Annotated in this window: 18 protein-coding genes; 3 read left to right on the top strand and 15 right to left on the bottom strand. The window is 70.6% G+C overall.

Annotated features, from left to right (window positions below):
• The first annotated feature begins 67 nt into the window (after positions 1-67).
• Positions 68-1,013 (top strand): IS630 family transposase gene (locus JN22_RS21590; protein WP_143268068.1). Its coding sequence is split into 2 segments (ribosomal slippage): positions 68-406 and positions 408-1,013, totalling 945 coding nucleotides; the frame shifts between segments, so codons are not numbered across the junction.
• A 103-nt stretch (positions 1,014-1,116) separates the two neighbouring features.
• Here the strand turns inward: JN22_RS21590 and thrS are convergent.
• The 4 genes from thrS to JN22_RS21570 form a co-directional block, all read right to left on the bottom strand.
• Complete coding sequence (gene thrS, locus JN22_RS21585) at positions 1,117-3,069, bottom strand: threonine--tRNA ligase (protein WP_179166203.1); 1,953 nt, start codon at positions 3,067-3,069, stop codon at positions 1,117-1,119.
• A gap of 155 nt (positions 3,070-3,224) precedes the next feature.
• Positions 3,225-4,481 carry an EAL domain-containing protein gene (locus tag JN22_RS21580; protein ID WP_085555880.1) on the bottom strand — a complete coding sequence of 419 codons (1,257 nt, stop codon included), beginning with the start codon at positions 4,479-4,481 and terminating at the stop codon, positions 3,225-3,227.
• Between the two features lie 145 nt (positions 4,482-4,626).
• The gene (locus JN22_RS21575) at positions 4,627-5,700 is read right to left on the bottom strand and encodes a quinone-dependent dihydroorotate dehydrogenase (protein WP_085555879.1); all 1,074 of its coding nucleotides are present in this window, start codon (positions 5,698-5,700) and stop codon (positions 4,627-4,629) included.
• Positions 5,697-6,071 (bottom strand): DUF952 domain-containing protein, encoded by a 375-nt coding sequence (locus tag JN22_RS21570; RefSeq protein WP_085555878.1) that lies wholly within the window; start codon positions 6,069-6,071, stop codon positions 5,697-5,699. Before JN22_RS21570 ends, JN22_RS21575 begins: the two co-directional genes overlap by 4 nt.
• 275 nt (positions 6,072-6,346) lie before the next feature.
• Here JN22_RS21570 and JN22_RS21565 point away from each other — a divergent pair, with 275 nt between their 5' ends.
• Positions 6,347-6,565, top strand: coding sequence for a hypothetical protein (locus JN22_RS21565; protein WP_085555877.1), 219 nt, complete (start codon positions 6,347-6,349; stop codon positions 6,563-6,565).
• Positions 6,566-6,585: 20 nt separating this feature from the next.
• Here JN22_RS21565 and JN22_RS21560 read toward each other — a convergent pair whose 3' ends face one another.
• From JN22_RS21560 to JN22_RS21510, 11 genes are all read right to left on the bottom strand, one after another.
• On the bottom strand, positions 6,586-6,894 hold the full coding sequence (locus JN22_RS21560) for a hypothetical protein (RefSeq protein WP_085555876.1): 309 nt from the start codon (positions 6,892-6,894) through the stop codon (positions 6,586-6,588).
• A 59-nt stretch (positions 6,895-6,953) separates the two neighbouring features.
• The gene (gene terL / locus JN22_RS21555; RefSeq protein ID WP_085555875.1) at positions 6,954-8,486 is read right to left on the bottom strand and encodes a phage terminase large subunit; all 1,533 of its coding nucleotides are present in this window, start codon (positions 8,484-8,486) and stop codon (positions 6,954-6,956) included.
• Positions 8,486-10,516 (bottom strand): glycosyl hydrolase family 28-related protein, encoded by a 2,031-nt coding sequence (locus JN22_RS21550; RefSeq protein WP_085555874.1) that lies wholly within the window; start codon positions 10,514-10,516, stop codon positions 8,486-8,488. Before JN22_RS21550 ends, terL begins: the two co-directional genes overlap by 1 nt.
• Before the next feature lie 67 nt (positions 10,517-10,583).
• The gene (locus JN22_RS21545) at positions 10,584-11,489 is read right to left on the bottom strand and encodes a coiled-coil domain-containing protein (RefSeq protein ID WP_085555873.1); all 906 of its coding nucleotides are present in this window, start codon (positions 11,487-11,489) and stop codon (positions 10,584-10,586) included.
• Positions 11,489-13,384, bottom strand: a complete 1,896-nt coding sequence (locus JN22_RS21540) for a hypothetical protein (protein WP_085555872.1) — start codon at positions 13,382-13,384, stop codon at positions 11,489-11,491. Before JN22_RS21540 ends, JN22_RS21545 begins: the two co-directional genes overlap by 1 nt.
• Entirely contained in the window at positions 13,384-13,953 is a 570-nt protein-coding gene (locus JN22_RS21535) for a hypothetical protein (RefSeq protein WP_085555871.1), read from the bottom strand. Before JN22_RS21535 ends, JN22_RS21540 begins: the two co-directional genes overlap by 1 nt.
• A gap of 50 nt (positions 13,954-14,003) precedes the next feature.
• A complete protein-coding gene (locus JN22_RS21530; RefSeq protein WP_085555870.1) occupies positions 14,004-15,110 on the bottom strand; it encodes a hypothetical protein in 1,107 nt (368 codons plus the stop codon).
• 11 nt (positions 15,111-15,121) lie between these two features.
• Positions 15,122-15,391 (bottom strand): hypothetical protein, encoded by a 270-nt coding sequence (locus JN22_RS21525; RefSeq protein WP_085555869.1) that lies wholly within the window; start codon positions 15,389-15,391, stop codon positions 15,122-15,124.
• Positions 15,392-15,547: 156 nt separating this feature from the next.
• Positions 15,548-16,366 carry a phage capsid protein gene (locus JN22_RS21520; protein ID WP_085555868.1) on the bottom strand — a complete coding sequence of 273 codons (819 nt, stop codon included), beginning with the start codon at positions 16,364-16,366 and terminating at the stop codon, positions 15,548-15,550.
• A 321-nt stretch (positions 16,367-16,687) separates the two neighbouring features.
• Positions 16,688-16,927, bottom strand: coding sequence for a hypothetical protein (locus tag JN22_RS21515; protein ID WP_085555867.1), 240 nt, complete (start codon positions 16,925-16,927; stop codon positions 16,688-16,690).
• The gene (locus JN22_RS21510) at positions 16,924-17,349 is read right to left on the bottom strand and encodes a Fur family transcriptional regulator (RefSeq protein ID WP_085555866.1); all 426 of its coding nucleotides are present in this window, start codon (positions 17,347-17,349) and stop codon (positions 16,924-16,926) included. The genes JN22_RS21515 and JN22_RS21510 overlap by 4 nt, the downstream gene beginning before the upstream one ends.
• Positions 17,350-17,496: 147 nt before the next feature.
• Here JN22_RS21510 and JN22_RS21505 point away from each other — a divergent pair, with 147 nt between their 5' ends.
• Positions 17,497-18,060, top strand: a complete 564-nt coding sequence (locus JN22_RS21505; RefSeq protein ID WP_085555865.1) for a superoxide dismutase family protein — start codon at positions 17,497-17,499, stop codon at positions 18,058-18,060.
• Positions 18,061-18,163 lie beyond the last annotated feature (103 nt).

Below are 18,163 nucleotides of genomic sequence, written 5' to 3'. Positions count from 1 at the left end.
AGATGGGGATTCCCGAGGGAGCGGATGTGTGATTCAACGGGTTGACTGATTTGGGAGATCAACCCTGATGGCACGTCCGTTGTCTCTGGATCTTCGTGAGCGGATTGCGGCGGCGTTGGCGAGTGGCCTGACGACCCGCGCGGTGGCGCAGCAGTTCAGCGTCTCAGTTGCGACGGCAGTGCGGATCGGTCAGAAGCAACGTGCCGGACAAGGGCTTGAGCCGGGCAAGATGGGCGGTCATCGTCCCTTCGTGCTGGGGCCGGAGGCGGTGGATTGGCTGCGCGAGCGGCTGGCTGAGAAGGGCGACCTGACGATCCGGGCGCTGACGGCGGAGTTGGCGGAACGCGGCACAGTGGTGACGCCGGACACCGTCTGGCGATGCGTGCGCCGGTTGGGCCTCAGCTTCAAAAAAAACGCTGCTGGCCAAGGAGCAGGATGGGACGAAGCTGGCTCGCTTCCGAGCGCGCTGGAAAGCCCACCAGCATAAGATCGATCCCAAGCGCCTGGTCTTCATCGACGAGACCTGGGTGAAGACCAACATGACCCGCACCCGGGGTTGGTGTGCGCAGGGCCAGCCTTACCTCGCCAAAGTTCCCCACGGCCATTGGAAGACGCTGACTTTCCTGGCAGGCCTGCGTCACGACAGGATCGTGGCTCCTCTGGTCCTGGATGGGCCGATCAACGGGACCATGTTTACGGCCTGGGTCGAGCAATTCCTGGTGCCCACCCTGGCACCGGGCGATGTCGTCGTTCTCGACAACCTGGGCAGTCACAAAGGAGCCGCGGCGCGCAACGCCATACGGAATGTCGGCGCCCATCTGCTCTTCCTGCCGCCCTACAGTCCTGATCTCAATCCCATCGAGATGATGTTCGCAAAGCTCAAAACCTTGGTCCGGAAAGCCGAGGAAAGGACGATCGAAGCCGTATGGCGGCGCATCGGAAACCTGCTGGAGCACTTCCAGCCTCACGAGTGCGCCGCATATATCCGACATGCAGGATACGATCCTACTTAAATCAGACAGACTCTAGGCCCCTTCCGCGATCAGCACGGAGGCCCAACAACAAAGGCCCGCCGTTTCCGGCGGGCCTTTTCGTCGTCACGCGGTGTCGGGGCGATCAGAACGGCGAATCGTTGACCGCCTCGCCGGCCGGCGACCGGCTTTCGGCCACCAGCTTGCCGATGGCGGCGTCGAGGGAAAGAACCTCCTGGTCCTTGCCGCCCAGAACGCGAAGCGCCACCGTGCGTTCCTCCGCCTCGCGCTTGCCGACCACCAGCATCAGCGGCACCTTCTTCAGGCTGTGCTCGCGGACCTTCAGGTTGATCTTCTCGTTGCGGGTGTCCAGCTCGACCCGGACGCCCTGGCGCTTCAGCAAGGTCGCAACCTCCTGGGCGTAGCCGTCGGCCTCGCTGGTGATGGTGGTCACCACCGCCTGGACCGGGGCCAGCCACAGCGGGAACTTGCCGGCGTAATGCTCGATCAGCATGCCGATGAAGCGTTCCAGCGAGCCGAGGATCGCCCGGTGCAGCATGACCGGCCGGTGGCGGGCGCCATCCTCGCCGATGTAGCTGGCGTCGAGACGCTCCGGCAGGTTGGGGTCGTACTGCAAGGTGCCGCACTGCCAGGTGCGGCCGATGGCGTCGGTCAGGTGGAACTCGACCTTGGGGCCGTAGAAGGCACCCTCGCCCGGCAGTTCCTCATACTCCAGACCGGCCTCGCGCAGCGCCTGGGCCAAGGCCCCCTCGGCGCGGTCCCACAGCTCGTCCGAGCCGGTGCGCACGTCGGGACGCAGCGCCAGCTTGACCGAGATCTTGTCGAAGCCGAGATCCTTGTAAACGCCGAGCTGGAGCTTGAAATACTCCGCCGACTCGCTCGCCACCTGATCCTCGCGGCAGAAGATGTGCGCGTCGTCCTGGGTGAAGGCGCGCACCCGCATGATGCCGTGCAGCGCGCCCGACGGCTCGTTGCGGTGGCAGGCGCCGAACTCGGCCATGCGGATCGGCAGGTCGCGGTAGGAGCGCAGGCCGTGCCGGAAGATCTGCACATGGCCGGGGCAGTTCATCGGCTTGACGCCGAGGATCTTCTCGCCGCCGTCGGCCTCGACCTTGAACATGTTGTCGCCGTACATGTCCCAGTGGCCCGACGCCTTGAACAGCGAGCTGTCGATGAGCTGCGGGGTCTTCACCTCGACATAGCCGGCGGCCTGGAGCTTGGTGCGGATGTAGGTCTCCAGCGTCCGGTAGAGCGTCCAGCCCTTCGGGTGCCAGAAGACCGAGCCGACCGCCTCCTCCTGCACGTGGAACAGGTCGAGTTCCTTGCCGAGCTTGCGGTGGTCGCGCTTCTCGGCCTCCTCGATCTGGTGCAGGTAGGCCTTCAGCTCCTTCTCGTCGCGCCACGCCGTGCCGTAGATGCGCTGGAGCATCGGGTTGCGGCTGTCGCCGCGCCAGTAGGCGCCGGCCACCTTCATCAGCTTGAAGCCCTGGCCGACCTTGCCGGTGGTGGGCGCGTGCGGCCCACGGCACAGATCCAGCCAGTCGCCCTGGCGGTAGATCGACACCGGCTCGCCCTGCGGGATCGCCTCGATCAGCTCGGCCTTGTAGTGCTCGCCGAGATTCTTGAAGTAGGCGACCGCGTCGTCGCGGCTCCACACCTCGCGCACCAGCGGCACGTCGGCGGCGACGATCTCGCGCATCTTCGCCTCGATCTTCTTCAGATCGTCGGGCGTGAAGGGCTCGTCGCGCGCGAAGTCGTAATAGAAGCCGGTGGCGATCGACGGGCCGATGGTGACCTGCGTGCCGGGATACAGCTTCTGCACGGCGTCGGCCAGAACGTGCGCGGCGTCGTGGCGGATGACCTCAAGCGCGTCCGGGTGGCTGCGCGTGACGATCTCGATCTTGGTGTTGGTGGTGACGGTGGTGGTGAGGTCCTTCACCTCGCCGTCGATCTTGACGGCAAGAGCATCTTTTGCAAGGCGCGGCCCGATGGAGGCGGCGATTTCCGCCCCCGTCACCGGCCGGTCGAACTCCCGCACGCTGCCATCGGGAAGCGTGATGGCGATGTTGGACGTCACCGAAGTCACCGTATCTTAAGTGTTGCGTTGCACCCGGCGCGAACCGGGAACGCGAAACTTCCAATGGGACACGGGCGGCTGTCAAGCATGGCGGCGGAATGCAAGCCTTTCGCAACCGTCGCGCACGGGGATGCCGCCGCCCCGTCGGCCCGGCTTCACCCCGGCTTGCGGCTGGGGCGCGGCTCGCCGAACAGGTAGCCCTGGCCGAAGTCGAAGCCGGTGTCGAGGATCTCGACGAGCTGGCCTTCCGTCTCGATCTTCTCGACGATCAGGTCGATGCCCTCGTCGGCGAAGCGGCGGCGCAGCTCCGCCACCCGCGCCGCGCGGGCGGGGTCGAGCACCAGCGCGCGGTCGAGCTTGACGTAGCGGAACTCGTGGCGCAGCAGCGTCTCGACGTCGAAATCCAGGTTGCTCACCTGATCCATCGAGAAGCGGAAGCCCAGGCGCGAGAGCTGCGACAGGATGCCGAGCGTCACCGCCCCGCCGGCCCGCAGGTCGGCCTGACTCAGCTCGAACACCAGCTTCGGGACCAGCGCCTGGTTCCGCGTCATCAGCTCCAGGAAGCGGCGCATGAAGTCGGTGTCGCTCAGCGTCGCCGCCGAGATGTTGGAGAAGAAGCCGATCGAATGCTGGCGCCGCTCGGTCTCGCGGATCAGCTGGATGCAGCGGACCAGCAGCAGGTTGTCGATGGTGGCGATCAGCCCCTCGCGCTCGGCGATCTCCAGATAGCGGTCGGGCATGATCTGCTGCCCGTCGCCCGAGCGCACGCGCGAGAACACCTCGTAGAAGCGGTGCTTGCGCTGCGGCAGGCTGACGATGGGCTGGAGGTAGATGTCGATGCGGTCGGCCTCCAGCGCCTCGCGCACCGCCTCCAGGACCGAGGCGTCGTCCATCGGACCGGCGGGCATCGGACCGGCGGGCATCGGGGCGGCGGGCATCGGGGCGGCGGGAGCCTGCGCCGGGACGGCGGTCGGCGCCTCCCCGGCGGCGACCGACGCGCGCCGCTCCACCGCCGGAGCGGCGGAAGCGGGCGGGCGCGGAGCCCGGCGCTCGGCCAGACGGGTGACCAGCGACTGGAGGAGCTTCACCTCCTGCATCACCGCGTCGTAGCCGGCCGGACCGGCGTGGGGACGGGCGCTCTCCTCGGCGACCGCGGCGCGCAGCCGGGCGACCTCCTCGGCCAGCGCCTCGACGGTATCGTGCAGACGATGGATGCGACGCGACGCGATCCGCTCGCGCTCCAGCCGGGTGACGACGTCGTGGACCAGCGCGCCGGCCAGCACCACCGCCCCGCCCGCCAGCCAGCCGAGCAGCGGGTCGGCGTCCGGCCGCATCTCCGGCAGCACGACGGCGACGGCGCCGCCGGCCACCAGATAGGCCAGCGCGTAGACGATGTGCGTCAGGACGGACATGGGAGAACCGACATGGGCGTTCCGGGCTTTCCACGACCTTGCGGGCAAGGGGGCGCGCGATCGAGGATCGGCGGCCCCGCTTGACGATCCGTTAATTTTACGCGGGAGCAACGGCCCGCCCTGCGGACCTCCGCTCGTGCGCCCGTCAGCGGTGGTCCGCCCCGACCGCGTCGGCCACGGTGGCGAAACCGTCGCGGCGCAGCAGAGCCGCCAGCTCATCGCGGATGCGGTGGACCAGCGCCGGCCCGCCATAGACCATTGCCGAGTAGAACTGCACCAGCGAGGCGCCGGCCCGGATCTTGGCGTAGGCGTCGGCGCCGGACGCGATGCCGCCGGCCCCGACCAGCGGCAGCTTGCCGCCGGTCAGCCCGTGCATCTCCTTCAGCACCGCCGTCGACGGCCCGAACAGCGGGCGACCCGACAGGCCGCCGGCCTCGGCGCGCAGCGGCTGGGGAATGTCGTCCGGCCGCGCGATGGTGGTGTTCGAGACGATCAGCCCGTCGATGCCGCTCTCCAGCGCGACGGCGGCGATGTCGCTCTTGTCCTCGGCCGTCAGGTCGGGGGCGATCTTCAGCAGCAGCGGCGGGTCGCGGGTAAGCTTGCAGGCCGCCCGCGCGTCGAGCGCCCGGCCGAGCAGCTCCCGCAGCGGCTCGCGCCCCTGCAACGCCCGCAGGCCCGGCGTGTTGGGCGAGGAAACGTTGACGACGAGGTAATCGGCCAGCGGCGCCAGCCGGCGCACGCCGATCACGTAATCGTCGGCGGCGTCCGCCGTGTCCTTGTTCTTGCCGAGGTTGGCGCCGACCGGGCCGGACGCCCGGCGCGGGTCGTCGCGGCGGCGCTCCAGCCGCGCGGCGAAGGCCTCCAGCCCCTCGTTGTTGAAGCCCATGCGGTTGATGACGGCGCCCTGCTCGGCCAGCCGGAACAGGCGCGGGCGCGGGTTGCCCGGCTGCGGGCGCGGCGTGACGCTGCCCGCCTCGGCGAAGCCGAAGCCGAGCCGCAGCATGGCGTCCACCACCTCGGCGTTCTTGTCGAAACCGGCGGCGAGCCCGACCGGGTTGGCGAACTCCAGCCCCCAGACGCGGGTGCGCAGAACCGGCTCGTCGCGGCCGCGCACCGCCGGCACGAGACCCGACTTCAGCGCCTTGATGGTCAGCCCATGCGCGGTCTCCGGGTCGAAGCGGTGCAGCAGCGGGCCGGCGATGGGAAACAGGTCGATCACGGCGCGAGATCCTCGATGGCGAAGGGGAAGCCCGGCGGGAAGACATGGAGCCCACCGGGGCCGAGCGGCAGCGGATCGGCGCGCAGCACGGCCGTCACCGGCAGGGCGGCGTGGAGATGGGGAAAGAGCTGGCCGCCGCGCGACGGCTCCCATTTCAGGGCGTCCCCCAGCCGGCCGGCGTCCACCGTCAGCAGCACCAGCCCATCCTGGCCGGCGCGGTGCTTGGCGGCGCTTTCCCGGATCTGGGCGGCCGTCGAGAAATGGATGAAGCCGTCCTTCGCATCCTGCGACGAACCGGAATGGGAGCCGGCCGCGCGGGCGGCGTCCCACTCGTCCGCGCGGCACATGTGATGGATGATTCGGTCGTTCATGGTGCGCGGACACTAGCCGAAGCGCGCGCCACCGGCCAGCGCTTCGCCGAATGCGACTCTCCGATTGCAACGAAACGGGACGCCTGCTTTGCATTTTGCAAAGGCGAAACGAAATTAGCTGGCATTTTGCGGTTATTTTCGTTTTTCCCCGCCGCGAAAAAGGGGCGGAAGGCCACCCATCCCACCCGCAATCGCGGGAAATCGCGGAATCGCCGCCACTGCGCCCGTTGGCATTGCTTTTGCTGTGATGGGTTCAACGCAACGGAGGACCCGCCATGAACGCGATTTCCATGAGCACGCTGAAGAACGACCAGCCGCTGGATGGCGCGCTCAACGCGTCCGTCACCGCGATGGGCGCGCTGTGCGAGCCCGGCCACACCGTCGTGCCGCTGAAGCCGAGCGCCACCATGCTGGCGTCGGGCGCGCGGGCCGGCGGCGTGTCGGTCGAGGTCGCCTGGAAGATCTACCAGGCGATGATCCACCACGCCGACTGAGCGGCGGCGCGGGCGGAAGGTCAGCGGCGCCCTCCCTCCATGAAGGGGGAGGCGGATTCCAGCTTGTTCTCGATTCGCAGCAGATGGTCGGTCAGACGCTGCTCGACATCCTTCAGGGTCGCGAAGGACACGTAGGTCTTGGCGACCTCCAGCTTGTAGGCGGCGAGGCTCTCGCGCACCTGCGCCTGCGCCGATTCGGCGCGGGCCCGCAGAGTCTCCAGGGCGGATTCGGCGTCCCGGCGCAGCCGGGCGATCAGCCAGAACAGCCCGCCCATCACCGGCAGTTCCACCGCGGTGATCCACCAGGCGAGATCCAGGTTTTCGTGCATCGGGGTCTCCAGGGTTGAGGCAGCGGACGCGCGTCGGCGTCCGGGAAAAAGGCCGGCTTTCAGAACTCCCAATCGGATGGCGCCACCACGGCACCGCCGCCGCCCCGCCAGTCGGCGCGGCGTTCGGGCGCCGCCGTGGCGCGGTCGAAGCGGTGCGGCTCGGCCGACAGGCAGCCGGCGACCGCGTCCAGCCCGTCGTCGGGACCGGTGTAACGGCCGTCCGGGCGCCACTCGCGCATCTCGCGGATCAGCGGCGTGTCCCAGACCAGCCGGTGGGCCGACAGCCGACGGTCGGCCAGCAGCGCGTCGAAGGCCTCGCGGATCCGCGTCGCCTTGGCGGTGCGGCTCGACTGCTCGATCACCGCGGCGACCAGCCTCTCCTTGCGCAGCCGCTCGCGCAGAAGGCCGGGCAGGAAACGGCCGATGCCGTTGATCTCGACATGGATCGCCGGCAGATGGTGGTCGGCGAGGAAGCGCGCGACCTGCCCGCACTGCTGGTCGGCCTCGGTCCCGCCGGCACCGGGATCGACCCGCAGATAGAGCACCCGGTGCAGGTAGAAGCGCCCGTCCTCGCCGCCGAACAGCGCGGCGACCACGCTGCCGTCGCCGGGCGGCGCGCCCTCCGCCACGGGCCGGGCGAAGGCCGGATCCCACCAGCAGCTCGCCGACACCATCCGCACCCCGTCCAGGGTCAGGACGGCGCGGCCCAGCGCCTCGCGGTACTCCAGCTCGGCGTCGTAGCGGCCGAGCCGCTCGACGTCGAGGAAGCCGTCGGCGGTGTTGACCGGGCGCAGCAGCATCTGGCTGGTGAACTTGTTCGGGCCGGTGGTCTTGCGGATGCGGTTGACGTGGGCTTCGCCGAACCGCTCCTTCCAGGCGTAGCGCCGCCGGCCGCCGGGCTCCTCCGTGTAGACCGGCAGCAGCAGCCGGGCGAAGCCGTCGAGGAAGGGCTGGGTCTCCCCGGCCTCCGGCCGCGCCTCGTCGGCGTAGATGGTGTAGTAGCTGTGCGGCGTGCCGACATAGAGCTGGGCGCCGCCCGGCACCAGCACATACTCCAGCTCCGACAGGCGGTTGCGCAGGTCGGCCCGCTTGTTGGCGGTGTCGGAGTTACGCGGCACCTCGACGTCGTCGCAGATCACCACGTCGGCGCGGCTGCCGGTGATGTTGCCGCCGATGCCGGCGGCGGCCATCGACGGGTCGCGCAGTTCCATCGGGCGCACCACCGTGAACTGGTCGGCGGCCCATTGGTCGCGGTCCTTGGCCGGCGGCTTCAGGTGGCGGGTGGCGGGGTGGCGCTCCAGCACCCGCTTGACGTTGCGCACCATCTTCTTGGCCAGCTTCAGGTCGGCGGCGAGCACCAGCAGCCGCCGGTTGGGATCGCGGTGGAGCAGCCACGCGGCGAACAGCCCGACCAGCGTCGACTTGCCCGAGCCGCGGAAGGCCATCAGCAGCATGCGGCGGTTGCCGCCGCCGCTCTCGCGTTCCAGCCAGCCGGCCATCTCGCGGTGGTGGGCGGGGGTCTTCAGGTCGGACAGGCTGTTCCAATCATGGACGAACTCGGCGAAGGCTTTGTCGGCGACCGGCTCCTCCATCACGGATTCCGCCCCAGTATGTGCCAGCCGGCGCCGTTCGACATCGCGGTCACCGCGTGGCCCTGGCCGGTCAGCGCGATCGCCTCGCTGTCGGGACCGCCGACGCCCCGCGCGGTGACGGTGACGCGGTGGCCGCCGGTGTCCGACTTCTTGACGGTCACCGTGCGGCCGACCGCGTGCGGCGCGCCGGGGGCCGGCAGGCGGACCTCGACGGCGCCGCTCCAGGCGCTGACCAGATAGAGCGACTGGTTGAGGTCCGGCTCGAACAGGGGGGCGCCCTCGTGGAAGCCGACATTCTCGCGATGGCGGTTGCCGGCGACGATCCACCAGTTCGCCCCGTTCGACACCAGCGTCACGAAGTCGTAGCGGTTGCCGAGCGCCAGGCTCCGCCCGTCCGGCCCCGGCCCGCCGCTCTCGGTGATGGTGAGGATGTTGGCCGAGGCGTCGGTCTTCTTGATCGTCACCGAATGCCCGTTGGCCGCGCCGGCGTGGGGAAGCCGCGCCTCCACCGCCCCCCCATAGGCGCTGACCAGACAGACCGAGCTGGTCAGGTCCAGCTCGACCAGCCCGCCTTGCTCCGGCTCGATGTAGTCGGTGTCGTAGCGCAGCGCCTCGACGGTCAGTTGCGTCACCCGGCTGTGCTGGAGGCGGTTCTTCTCCGGATAGCCGGCGTTCAGCGCGGTGTAGCGCCCGCCCGAGCGGTCGAGGATCGCCGGCCCGGCCGAGGCGGAGAACAGGTTGAGGATCGCCGTCTCCACCGACCCGGCGTCGAGCTGGATGTTGGGCACGCCGCCCAGCGATTCGCCGTAGAAGTTCAGGATCAGCGTCTTGTCGGTGACCGGGCCGACGCGGAAGCAGGCCTCGGCCATCGTCGACAGGTTGGCCTCGCAATCGACGAAGGCGTTGTTGTAGCGCCCCTCCTCGACGAAGAAGCCGCAGCCGGTGATCGGCGCCGACAGCGAATAGACGCGGACGTTCTGGAAGCGGTTGGCGTTGGGCGTGTCGCCCGCCCCCGTCCGCGTCAGCCAGACGCCGTGCAGCGACGGCCGCGCCACCAGCACGCGCGACACGCTGTTCCAGTAGCAGGGAAGGTTCGGGTCGTTGCAGCCGTCGAGGACCAGCCCGACCTGCGGATCCCACAGGGTCAGGTCGGCCAGACTGTTCTGCACGCAGGCGCCGTCGCGCCCGAACAGCCGCACCCCGGCCTTGCCCTTCTCCAGCCGCAGGCCGGACAGGGTGGCGTAGCCGTCCGGGATGTGGATCAGGTCGAAGGCGTTCGACGCCCCGGCGATGACCGAACTCTGCCCGGCTCCACTCAGCGTCCGGCCATGGGCGAGCGTCAGCGTGTTGGTGATCCGATAGGTGCCGGGCGGCACCGTCACCGCCTTGGCCGAGGTCAGCGCCGCCTGGATCGCCACGGTGTCGTCCACCATGCCGTCGCCGACCGCGCCGAAATCCTTGACCGACACGGCGTCCGACAGCTTGTCGCGCACCGGACGGCTGACGGCGCCCGCCCCCGGCGGCAGGTAGGTGGACAGCGCCTCCTCGTCGACCGGCGGGCGGACGGTCGGGTTGCCGGCGCCGTCGAAGCAGAACAGCTTGCCCTGGCGGGCATCGCGCCCCGGCAGCAGCGGCGAGGCCGGCAGGTCGGTGTCGGCGTAGCGCAGCATCAGATCCTGGTCGCCGGCCACCTGCTGGAGCGAGGCGGTCAGCCGGTCGAACTCGCCGTTCAGGGCCGAGGCCGGCAGCGGTCCGCTGTCGAGGAAGTCGCTGGTCCGCTCGATCGGCAGCCGGCGGCGCAGCAGCACCGCCAGACCGGCCTCGGGCGCCGCCGCGAAGGTGACGGATCCGCCCGCCGTGGTCCCGGCCCCCGCCACCGCGTAGCCGGTGCTCTGCAAGGCGGCGCCGAGGAACACCTGGAGGTCGTCGGCGGCGAAGATCGGGAACGGGTAGGTGAAGACCCGCTGCGCCCCGTCGGCGACATACTGCACGCGCGGCACGCCGCGCGGGATGTGAAGGGAACTGCTCATCGGTGGCTCCGCGTTGCCGGCGCCGTCAAGGCGGTCTGGTTTCCCTCTCCCGCCCCGGCGGAGGGCATCAGAAGAATTTGCTCATGAACTCCAGCTTCTGCCGGTCGGCGAGCTGCGCCTGCTCCAGCAGGTTGCGCCGCTTCACCGCGTCGAGGTTCTGCTGGATCGCCTGCTGCTTGAGCTGGTCGACGGCCTGGGCGTCCTTGCGCTCGCCATCGGTCTCCTTGGTCAGGCCCAGCAGGATCGCCTCGCCCGAGCCGTCGCCGGCCTTGACGCCGCGCGCGCCCAGGCTGGCCCGCGACTTGGCGACCGACTGGCGCAGCGCCTCGACCCGCCGCTTCTCCGCCGCGTCGGCCGCCGCCGTGAGCTGCGCGAGCTGCGTCCGGGCGTCCGTCTCCTGCGTCTGGTAGGCGGCGTCCTGGCTCGCCCGCAGCTGCGCCAGGGTCTGCTCCTGGCTGGCGCGGTAGGCGTCCATCTCGCGGGCGCGGGCCTGCTCGGCGGCGATGCGGGCGGCCTCGTCCCTCTGGCGCTGAAGCTCCTGCTCCTGCTGGCGCAGCAGATCCTGGCGCGCCCATTCGCGGGCCTCGGCCTCGGCCGCGATCTGCGCCTGCTGCTGGCGCGCCGCCTCGGCCGCCGCCGCGCCGCGCTGGGCCGCGCTGGCCTCCTCCTGGTACTTGCGGTCGAGCGCCGCCTGCGCGGCGGCGGCGGCGGCGGCGTCCTGCTGGCGCCTGTACTCCAGCGCCACGGCCTCCTGCTGCTTCTGGTACTCCAGCGCCGCGGCCTCCTGCTGGGCCTTCAGGGCGTCCTGCTGGCGCTTGTACTCCAGTTCGGCGGCGGCCTGTGCGGCGGCCTGGGCCGCCGCCTGCTGCTGCGCCGCCGCGCTGCCGGAGCCCGCCTGGGCGCTGTGCACGGTGTTGATGACCGACCCCGCCAGCGGCAGGGCCGTCGTCACCAGGGGCGTGATTCCACCCATCAGTCGTTCACCTTCATGTCCATGGTCACGGAAAGCAGCGTGAAGGGCAGCGGCGCGTCCTGCTCGATGCGCCACAGCGGCACGTCGATGTCGCGCCGCCAGCCGAGCGCCCGCAGCCGCCGGTCGCCCGACACGCGCGGCGGCACCCCGTCCGCCGGTTGCGGCCCCAGCCGGTGCAGCGGCAGATCCTGGAGCCCGCGCCCGAGATCGACGCGCAGCGCCGCCGTCTCCTCCAGCCGGAAGGTCACGGCGACCAGCCGCACCAGATCGGCGCCGGCCGCCTGACCGATCAGGTTGGCGGGCAGCGGCACGATGCGGTGGCTGTAGGGCAGCCCGGCCTCGACGCGGCGGGCCGGCGGCGACAGGACGATGCGGCCGGCCTGCACGGTGGCGGCCGGCCGCACCACCCCGTCGGCGAGCACGGCGAGGGGGCGCCCCTCCAGATGGTCGAAGCCCGTCCACACGGCGGCCGCCTCGCCCCGCTCGCCGACCACCGCCGAATCCAGGTTCAGCGAATCGTCGAAGCGCTCGATGCACCAGATCCCGGCGCGGTCGACCAGCAGGCAGACCTCGTCGCCGACCACCGCGACCGAGCGCACCGCCCCCTCGGTCTCCAGCCGGGTCCAGGCGGTGACGTCCTCGGTGCGGTAGACGGTCAGGGTGCAGAGCGAGCCGTCCTCCATCGCCACGAACAGCAGCCGGCGTGTCTGGTCGTAATCCTGGTCGCGCGGGTTCACCACCAGATGGCGGGCGAGCAGCGCCAGATCGTTGGCCTGATAGGCGGCCTCGGTGTCGGTGTAGAGGAACTCGCGGATTTCCCGCCGGTTGCGCGGCACGAACAGCGTGGCGCCGTCGACGTCGCGCGGCGGGATGTTGCGGTCGACCGGCGAGCCGATGCGGGTCTGGCGGTTGACCTGGATGTTCTGCGGAGTCAGCGGGTCGCCGGTCACCGTGTATTCGGCGCCCGAGGTGAAGACCTGGAGATGCCGGCCGGAGAACACCGCGCGCACGGCGTTCACCTGGTCGGACAGGATGCCGAACTCGATCGCCTCGTCGTCCAGCCCGGTGCCCAGGTCGAAGTTCCAGAGGTCGGCGGAACGCGACAGCCACAGCCGGTTGGGCAGGTCGCGCGAGCCGCCGATGACCAGCCGGTCCTGGTGGAAGGCCGCCGACACCGGCCAGCCGCGCACCGGCGAGAAGGCCTGCTCCTCCCAGTCGGTGGTGGCCGCCGTGTCGGCCAGCGTTTCCATCGCCGTGGCGTTGACCTGGGTGGCGGAGACGACGCCGGTGATCCGCAGCTGCTTGTCCTTGATGCGGATGCGGGTGCCGTCATGGCGCTGGTCGAACACCGGGGCCGACGCGGTGACGGTGACGGCGCCGCCAGTGCCCGACGGCGTGAGCGTCAGCGCCGGATCGCCGAAGCGGTAGAAGGGCAGCCGCACCAGACCGTCCTGCACGGCGTAGGCCCACTCCGACAGGGTCCAGGCGCCGCCGGCGCCGCGCGTCAGGGCGCGCGGCGGCACGTCCGGGTGGCAGACCAGCAGCGTGTCGGCGCTCTGCGTCCAGGTGATCTGGAGAAGCTGCGCCGCGCTCCAGGGCGCCGCCACGCTGGCGAGCAGCGCGCCGCCGCGGTGGATGTCGATCATGCCGTCGGAGAAGGCCAGCAGATAGGTCTGCTCGGTGTTGAACTCGAAGGCGACCAGCCGCCCGTCGCCGCGCGCCAGCCCGGCGAAGGCGAGGCCGGAGCGCCGCGTCACCCCGCCGGTCGGGTCGATGAACAGGTTGCGCAGCGCCAGCGCCCCGTTGTCGTAGGCCCGGAGATCGCCGCGCCCGAGCAGCCGCCGCGAGATCTCGCCGGCCGTGAAGTTGGTCTTGACCTGTTGCAGGCGTCCCATCACGCCCTCGCGTCGATCAGGGTGAAGTCCTCGAAGCCCGGCTGGTTGTCCTGCTGGGCGTCGATCTGGCGGGCGCGGCGGAACTCGGCCTCGGCCAGCGAGGCGAGCAGTTCGGCCCGGCTGCTGCTTTCGGTCAGCGGGATGCAGAACTCGGCGGCCAGCCGGGCGATCAGCGCCTGGTCGAAGAAGGCGGGAAACTCCTCCTCCGCCGGGCGGCCGATGTAGGTCAGGGTGACGCGGTCGGAATCGCAGTGCAGCGTCCGCCCGGCGATGCGGTAGCCGACGCCGCGCCCCCGCCCGCCCCCGCCCGCCCCCAGCGCCCGCAGGAAGTCGGCGGGCAGCTGGAAGCTGTTGGCGTAGTCGGCGACCGGCTCCGCCGCGAGGCGCGGCAGCGTCGCCTGCACGGTGGCGAAGCTCCAGGCGTTGGCCGACAGCAGAGCGTCGCGCGTCGGGGCGTAGAGCGCCGCGGCGACTTCCGCCTCGGCCGAGCCGTCGTCGAAGGTGGCGATGGCCGTCGCGCCGATCTTGATGAGCGCGCGGCCGCACAGACCGATGGCGGTGAGGGCCATGGCGGGGATCTCCGGGGATGTGGAAGGATGCCCCCCGACGGGAGGGGAAGTCAGACGAACTCGGCCTGCGCCCAGGTGCCGCCCGACGCCAGCAGCGTGAAGGCGACGCTGGAGGTCTGGTCGAGATGCACGTCGAACCAGTCGCCCGCCGACACCGGCAGCCAGGGCGTGGCCGCGTTGGGCGGGACGTTCCAGTCGCCGCCGTTGCCATGGCCACGCATGACCGTGCGGCCCGGATAGTCGGGACTGCCGTTGCGGCGGATGGTCAGCGTGCGGTGGCTGTTCATCGCCGGATCGACCTCCAGCTGCACCGACAGCCGGACGAAGCGCGCCCAGCCGGGGGTGACGACCCGCGTCGGCGTCGCCGGCGCGAAGCAGCCGTCGCTGTCCCACACCACCGTGCTCCAGATCACCCGGCCGCCGACGCCGGGGCCGAACAGTTGCGGCTCGGCCAGCGTCAGCAGGCAGCCGCGCAGCGGTCCCGCCGCGCCGAAGCGGTCGAGCTTGGCCTTGTCGGCGGCGCTCATGAAGCCGGCGGCCTCGGCGGTCGCCACCGCGTGGGCCGGGCCGCCGGCCCCGGCATGGGCCAGCGGCACCGCGTCGAGGATGCCGAATCCGGCCAGCGTGCGCGGCGTGTTGCGGATCTCCGCCCATTCCACGAAGCCGCTGTCGAAGGTCGGCGAGGCCAGCGAGACCAGCGCAACGTTGCCGTTGGCGTCGAAGGCCAGGGCCTTGCCGGCGCGCTCCGGGCTGCTCGGCAGCCGCGCCGACAGCGACGGGCTGTCGCCCTCGGGAAAGCGCACCGACCGGTTGGCGGCGTCCTGCGCCTGCTGGGCCAGCAGCGCCATCCGGTCGAAGGCCTGGTCGGCCGTCACCCCCGGATAGCCATGGTCGCCCGCCGGCATGGTTCGGGCGACCACCACGGTCCAGCCCGCCGGCGGCGGGGCCGGAAAGACGACGGTGCCGCCGCCCGGCGCGCCCACCCCGGTGACGGTGTAGTGGGTGTTGAGGACCTGGGCCACCTCCGCCCCGGTCACCGCCGAGCGCAGCGTCACCGTCAGGTGGGCGGCGTCAAGGATGCGGAAGCCGTAGGCGAAGGCGGCCCGCAGGCCGTCGGCGGCGTGGCTGTCCCGGCATCCGCTGGTGAGCACGCTCATGGGCCGGCTCCTCAGTCGCTGTTGGCCGCGCCGAACGGGGTCAGGTTGGTGACGTCCACCACCCCCGCCGCGTTGGTGGCGACGACCAGCACGCCGCCCGACGGGCCGCCGCCGGCCGCGCAGTTGGCCAGCACCATGTCGCCGACCCGCAGCAGGTCGGCGGCGCCGTTGAAATAGCCGGTGGTGTCGACGTCGGCCGCGAGATCGGCCGTGGTGTAGTGCCAGAGCGTGAAGCCGTTGGCGTAGGCGAGCACGCTCAAATCCTTGGACGCGTAGGCCATGGATGAAGTCTCCGGATGAAGGGATCGGGTCCTGTCGGGGGCGCTCCCGGCCGCGGTCCGGGCCGGAGGGATGGAACGGCCCGTGCCGTCCGGGCCGGAAGCGCCCCGCCGTCGGTCACGCCGCGGAACGGCGCCGGAAGGGAAGCCGCGGACGGCTCAGCTCTCCAGGCAGCGCAGCGTGACGACCCCGGTCGCGTCGATGAGCGCGGCGCCCTGGCTCATCATGTTGTTGACGAAATGGGCGGCGCGGTCGCCGTGCCAGCTGATGTCGGTCTTCACGTCGGCGCCCGCCGCGTGGCCGACCGCCGTCTTGTGGTACCAGTGGCACAGGCGCACGTTGCCGGTCGCCTTCAGGCCGGAATGCGGGATCCACAGGGTGCCGAGCCAGCGCTTGGCCTGGGTGCCGCGCCAGGGCAGCTCGTCCGGCCCGACATAGTCGGTGCTGGCGAACTCCTCGATGCCGAGAAGCTGGCTCCACTGCTTCCAGCCGACCACCGCGAAGCGCTGGCCGTCGTCGGGCACGTCCGACGCGCCCAGCATCTCGAAGGCTTCCAGCACCTTGGCCTTGGTCAGCCCGTCGGTGTCGCCGCCGGCGTAGTTGACCGATGTGTTCAGCTCGGCCAGCAGCAGCTCGTCGGTCTTGCGGCCCAGCGCGTAGGCGCCGGCGTTGGCGATGATCTGGCGTTCGTCGATGTTGGTCTTCAGCTCGTCGAGCCGGTCGACCCAGTCGCCGGCGTAGAAATCGTAGAGCGGGCACTCGACCGGCGTGTGGTCCAGGTTCATCACCGGGACGGCGCCGTGGCGCGACTTGGTGGAGGCGACGCCCTTGCCGACCTTCTGGAAGACGGTGGAGGCGCCCTGCACGTTGCCCTTGGTGCGCACGGTGTTGCGCAGCTTGGAGCCCATGCGCTGGTAGGCGTCGTGGACCTCGCGCTCGAACTGCTTGACGAACGCCTCGGCGATCGTGGTGGACATGGGAGGATGTTCCTTTCGCGTTCCTGCGGATCCCGTCCGGGGAAAGGTCGTTCCGCCACCCGGTTGTCGGCGGCGCGCGCGGGCGCGGGGCACGGGCGCAAGCCAGGGGCCGGCCGCGGGCGGAACGCGAAAAAGAAAAGGGCTGGCCGGGCCTTTCGGTTGTCCGGCCAGCCCTTTCCAGGACAGGCGTGGGGGAGTTTGGAAGCGTCGCGGCGACCGGCCCGGAGGGGGGGGGCGGACCCGTCGCCTTGACAGGAACTGTTTTAGGACATCATTCCCGAACGATCAAGGACTATCTTCACATTTCGGCTCATCCGGCCGTCAGTGCCGGACCGGACCCGCGACCCAGTGGCTGACGATGGTCTCGGCCTGGACCGGCGAGCTTTCCGGATGGTGGTAGCGGTAGACGGTGACCGCCGCCTCCAGCGCGTAGCGTTCCGGCTGGCCGCAGCGGCACAGGCCGCTGTAGCAGCGCTGGACGGCGTCGCGGCAGGCCGGCGCGTCGGATGGCGGCGGATCGTCGCCGGGCTGGTGGGGGCCGAGGGTGCGGGGATCGGTCATTGACGCTCATCCTCCTCGTCCAGGGGCACGCCGTAGATTTCCAGCCGGTGTCCGACGATCTTGTAGCCCAGCTCGCGGGCGATGCGCTCCTTCATCGCCTCCAGCTCCGGGCTGGCGAACTCGATGATGCGGCCGGTGCGGGTGTCGATCAGGTGGTGGTGATGGTCGGCCGACGCCTCCTCGTAGCGGGCGCGCCCGTCGCCGAGATCGACGCGCTCGATCACCTGCGCATCCTCCAGCAGCCGCATGGTCCGGTAGACCGTGGCGATGGAAATGCGCGGGTCGATCCGCACGGCGCGGCGATGGACCTCCTCCACGTCGGGATGGTCGTCGGCCTCCGACAGAACCTGCGAGATGACCCGGCGCTGCCCGGTCATCTTCAACCCCTTCTCCAGACACAACGCTTCCAGCCGTGACGTCATCGGAACGATACCTTGGTCTTTGAGCTCGTAGCCCCCATCATACTGAAAACCGTTCGCGATCCCAGCGCGGTGTTATCGCGGCGCGACGTCGCGGGACCGGCACGGCGAAATCGACACGGCGAAACCAAACATGGAGGATTCACGATCATGACGCGCAGGCTCACCCCCGCGGCCCTCTTCGCCCTCGCCGCCCTGGCGGCCCTGCCCGCCGCCGCCCAGCAGCCGGCCGCGCCCGGGGCGGCCCCCGCCGCCGCCCCGGCCCCGGCGCCCGCCGCGCAGGCCGCCATCGCCGATCCGCAGGGCAAGCCGCTCGGCACCGTGACCTTCACCAAATTTCCGCACGGGATCGTCATCCACGGGATGCTCGAAGGGCTGACGCCGGGCTGGCACGGCATCCACATCCATGAAAACGGCGCCTGCACCCCCAATTTCGCGGCGGCGGGCGGCCATTTCGGCGCGGCGGGCTCCAAGCACGGGCTGGAAGCCGAGAAGATCCATTTCGGCGAGCTGCCCAACATCTGGGCCAACGAGGCCGGCAAGGCCGGGTTCGAGGCGATCACCCACATGGTCACGCTGTCCGACGGCGCCGACGGGCTGTTCAAGCCGGGCGGCACCGCCTTCGTCGTCCACGCCAAGCCCGACGATTATCTGAGCCAGCCCGCCGGCAACTCCGGCGACCGCATCGGCTGCGGCGTCATCGGCAAAAACTGAGACATTGAAGGGGTGCGGCAAATCGGCGCGGCGCCCGGACGCCGCCGCCGCACCCCTGCCATACCCCGCCCATCGCCGAGTTTTCTTGCCAAATCAAGCCACC

This window comes from Azospirillum agricola (genome assembly GCF_020005195.1).
Classification (GTDB): domain Bacteria; phylum Pseudomonadota; class Alphaproteobacteria; order Azospirillales; family Azospirillaceae; genus Azospirillum; species Azospirillum agricola.
This window is presented reverse-complemented; position numbering and strand designations above follow the sequence as displayed.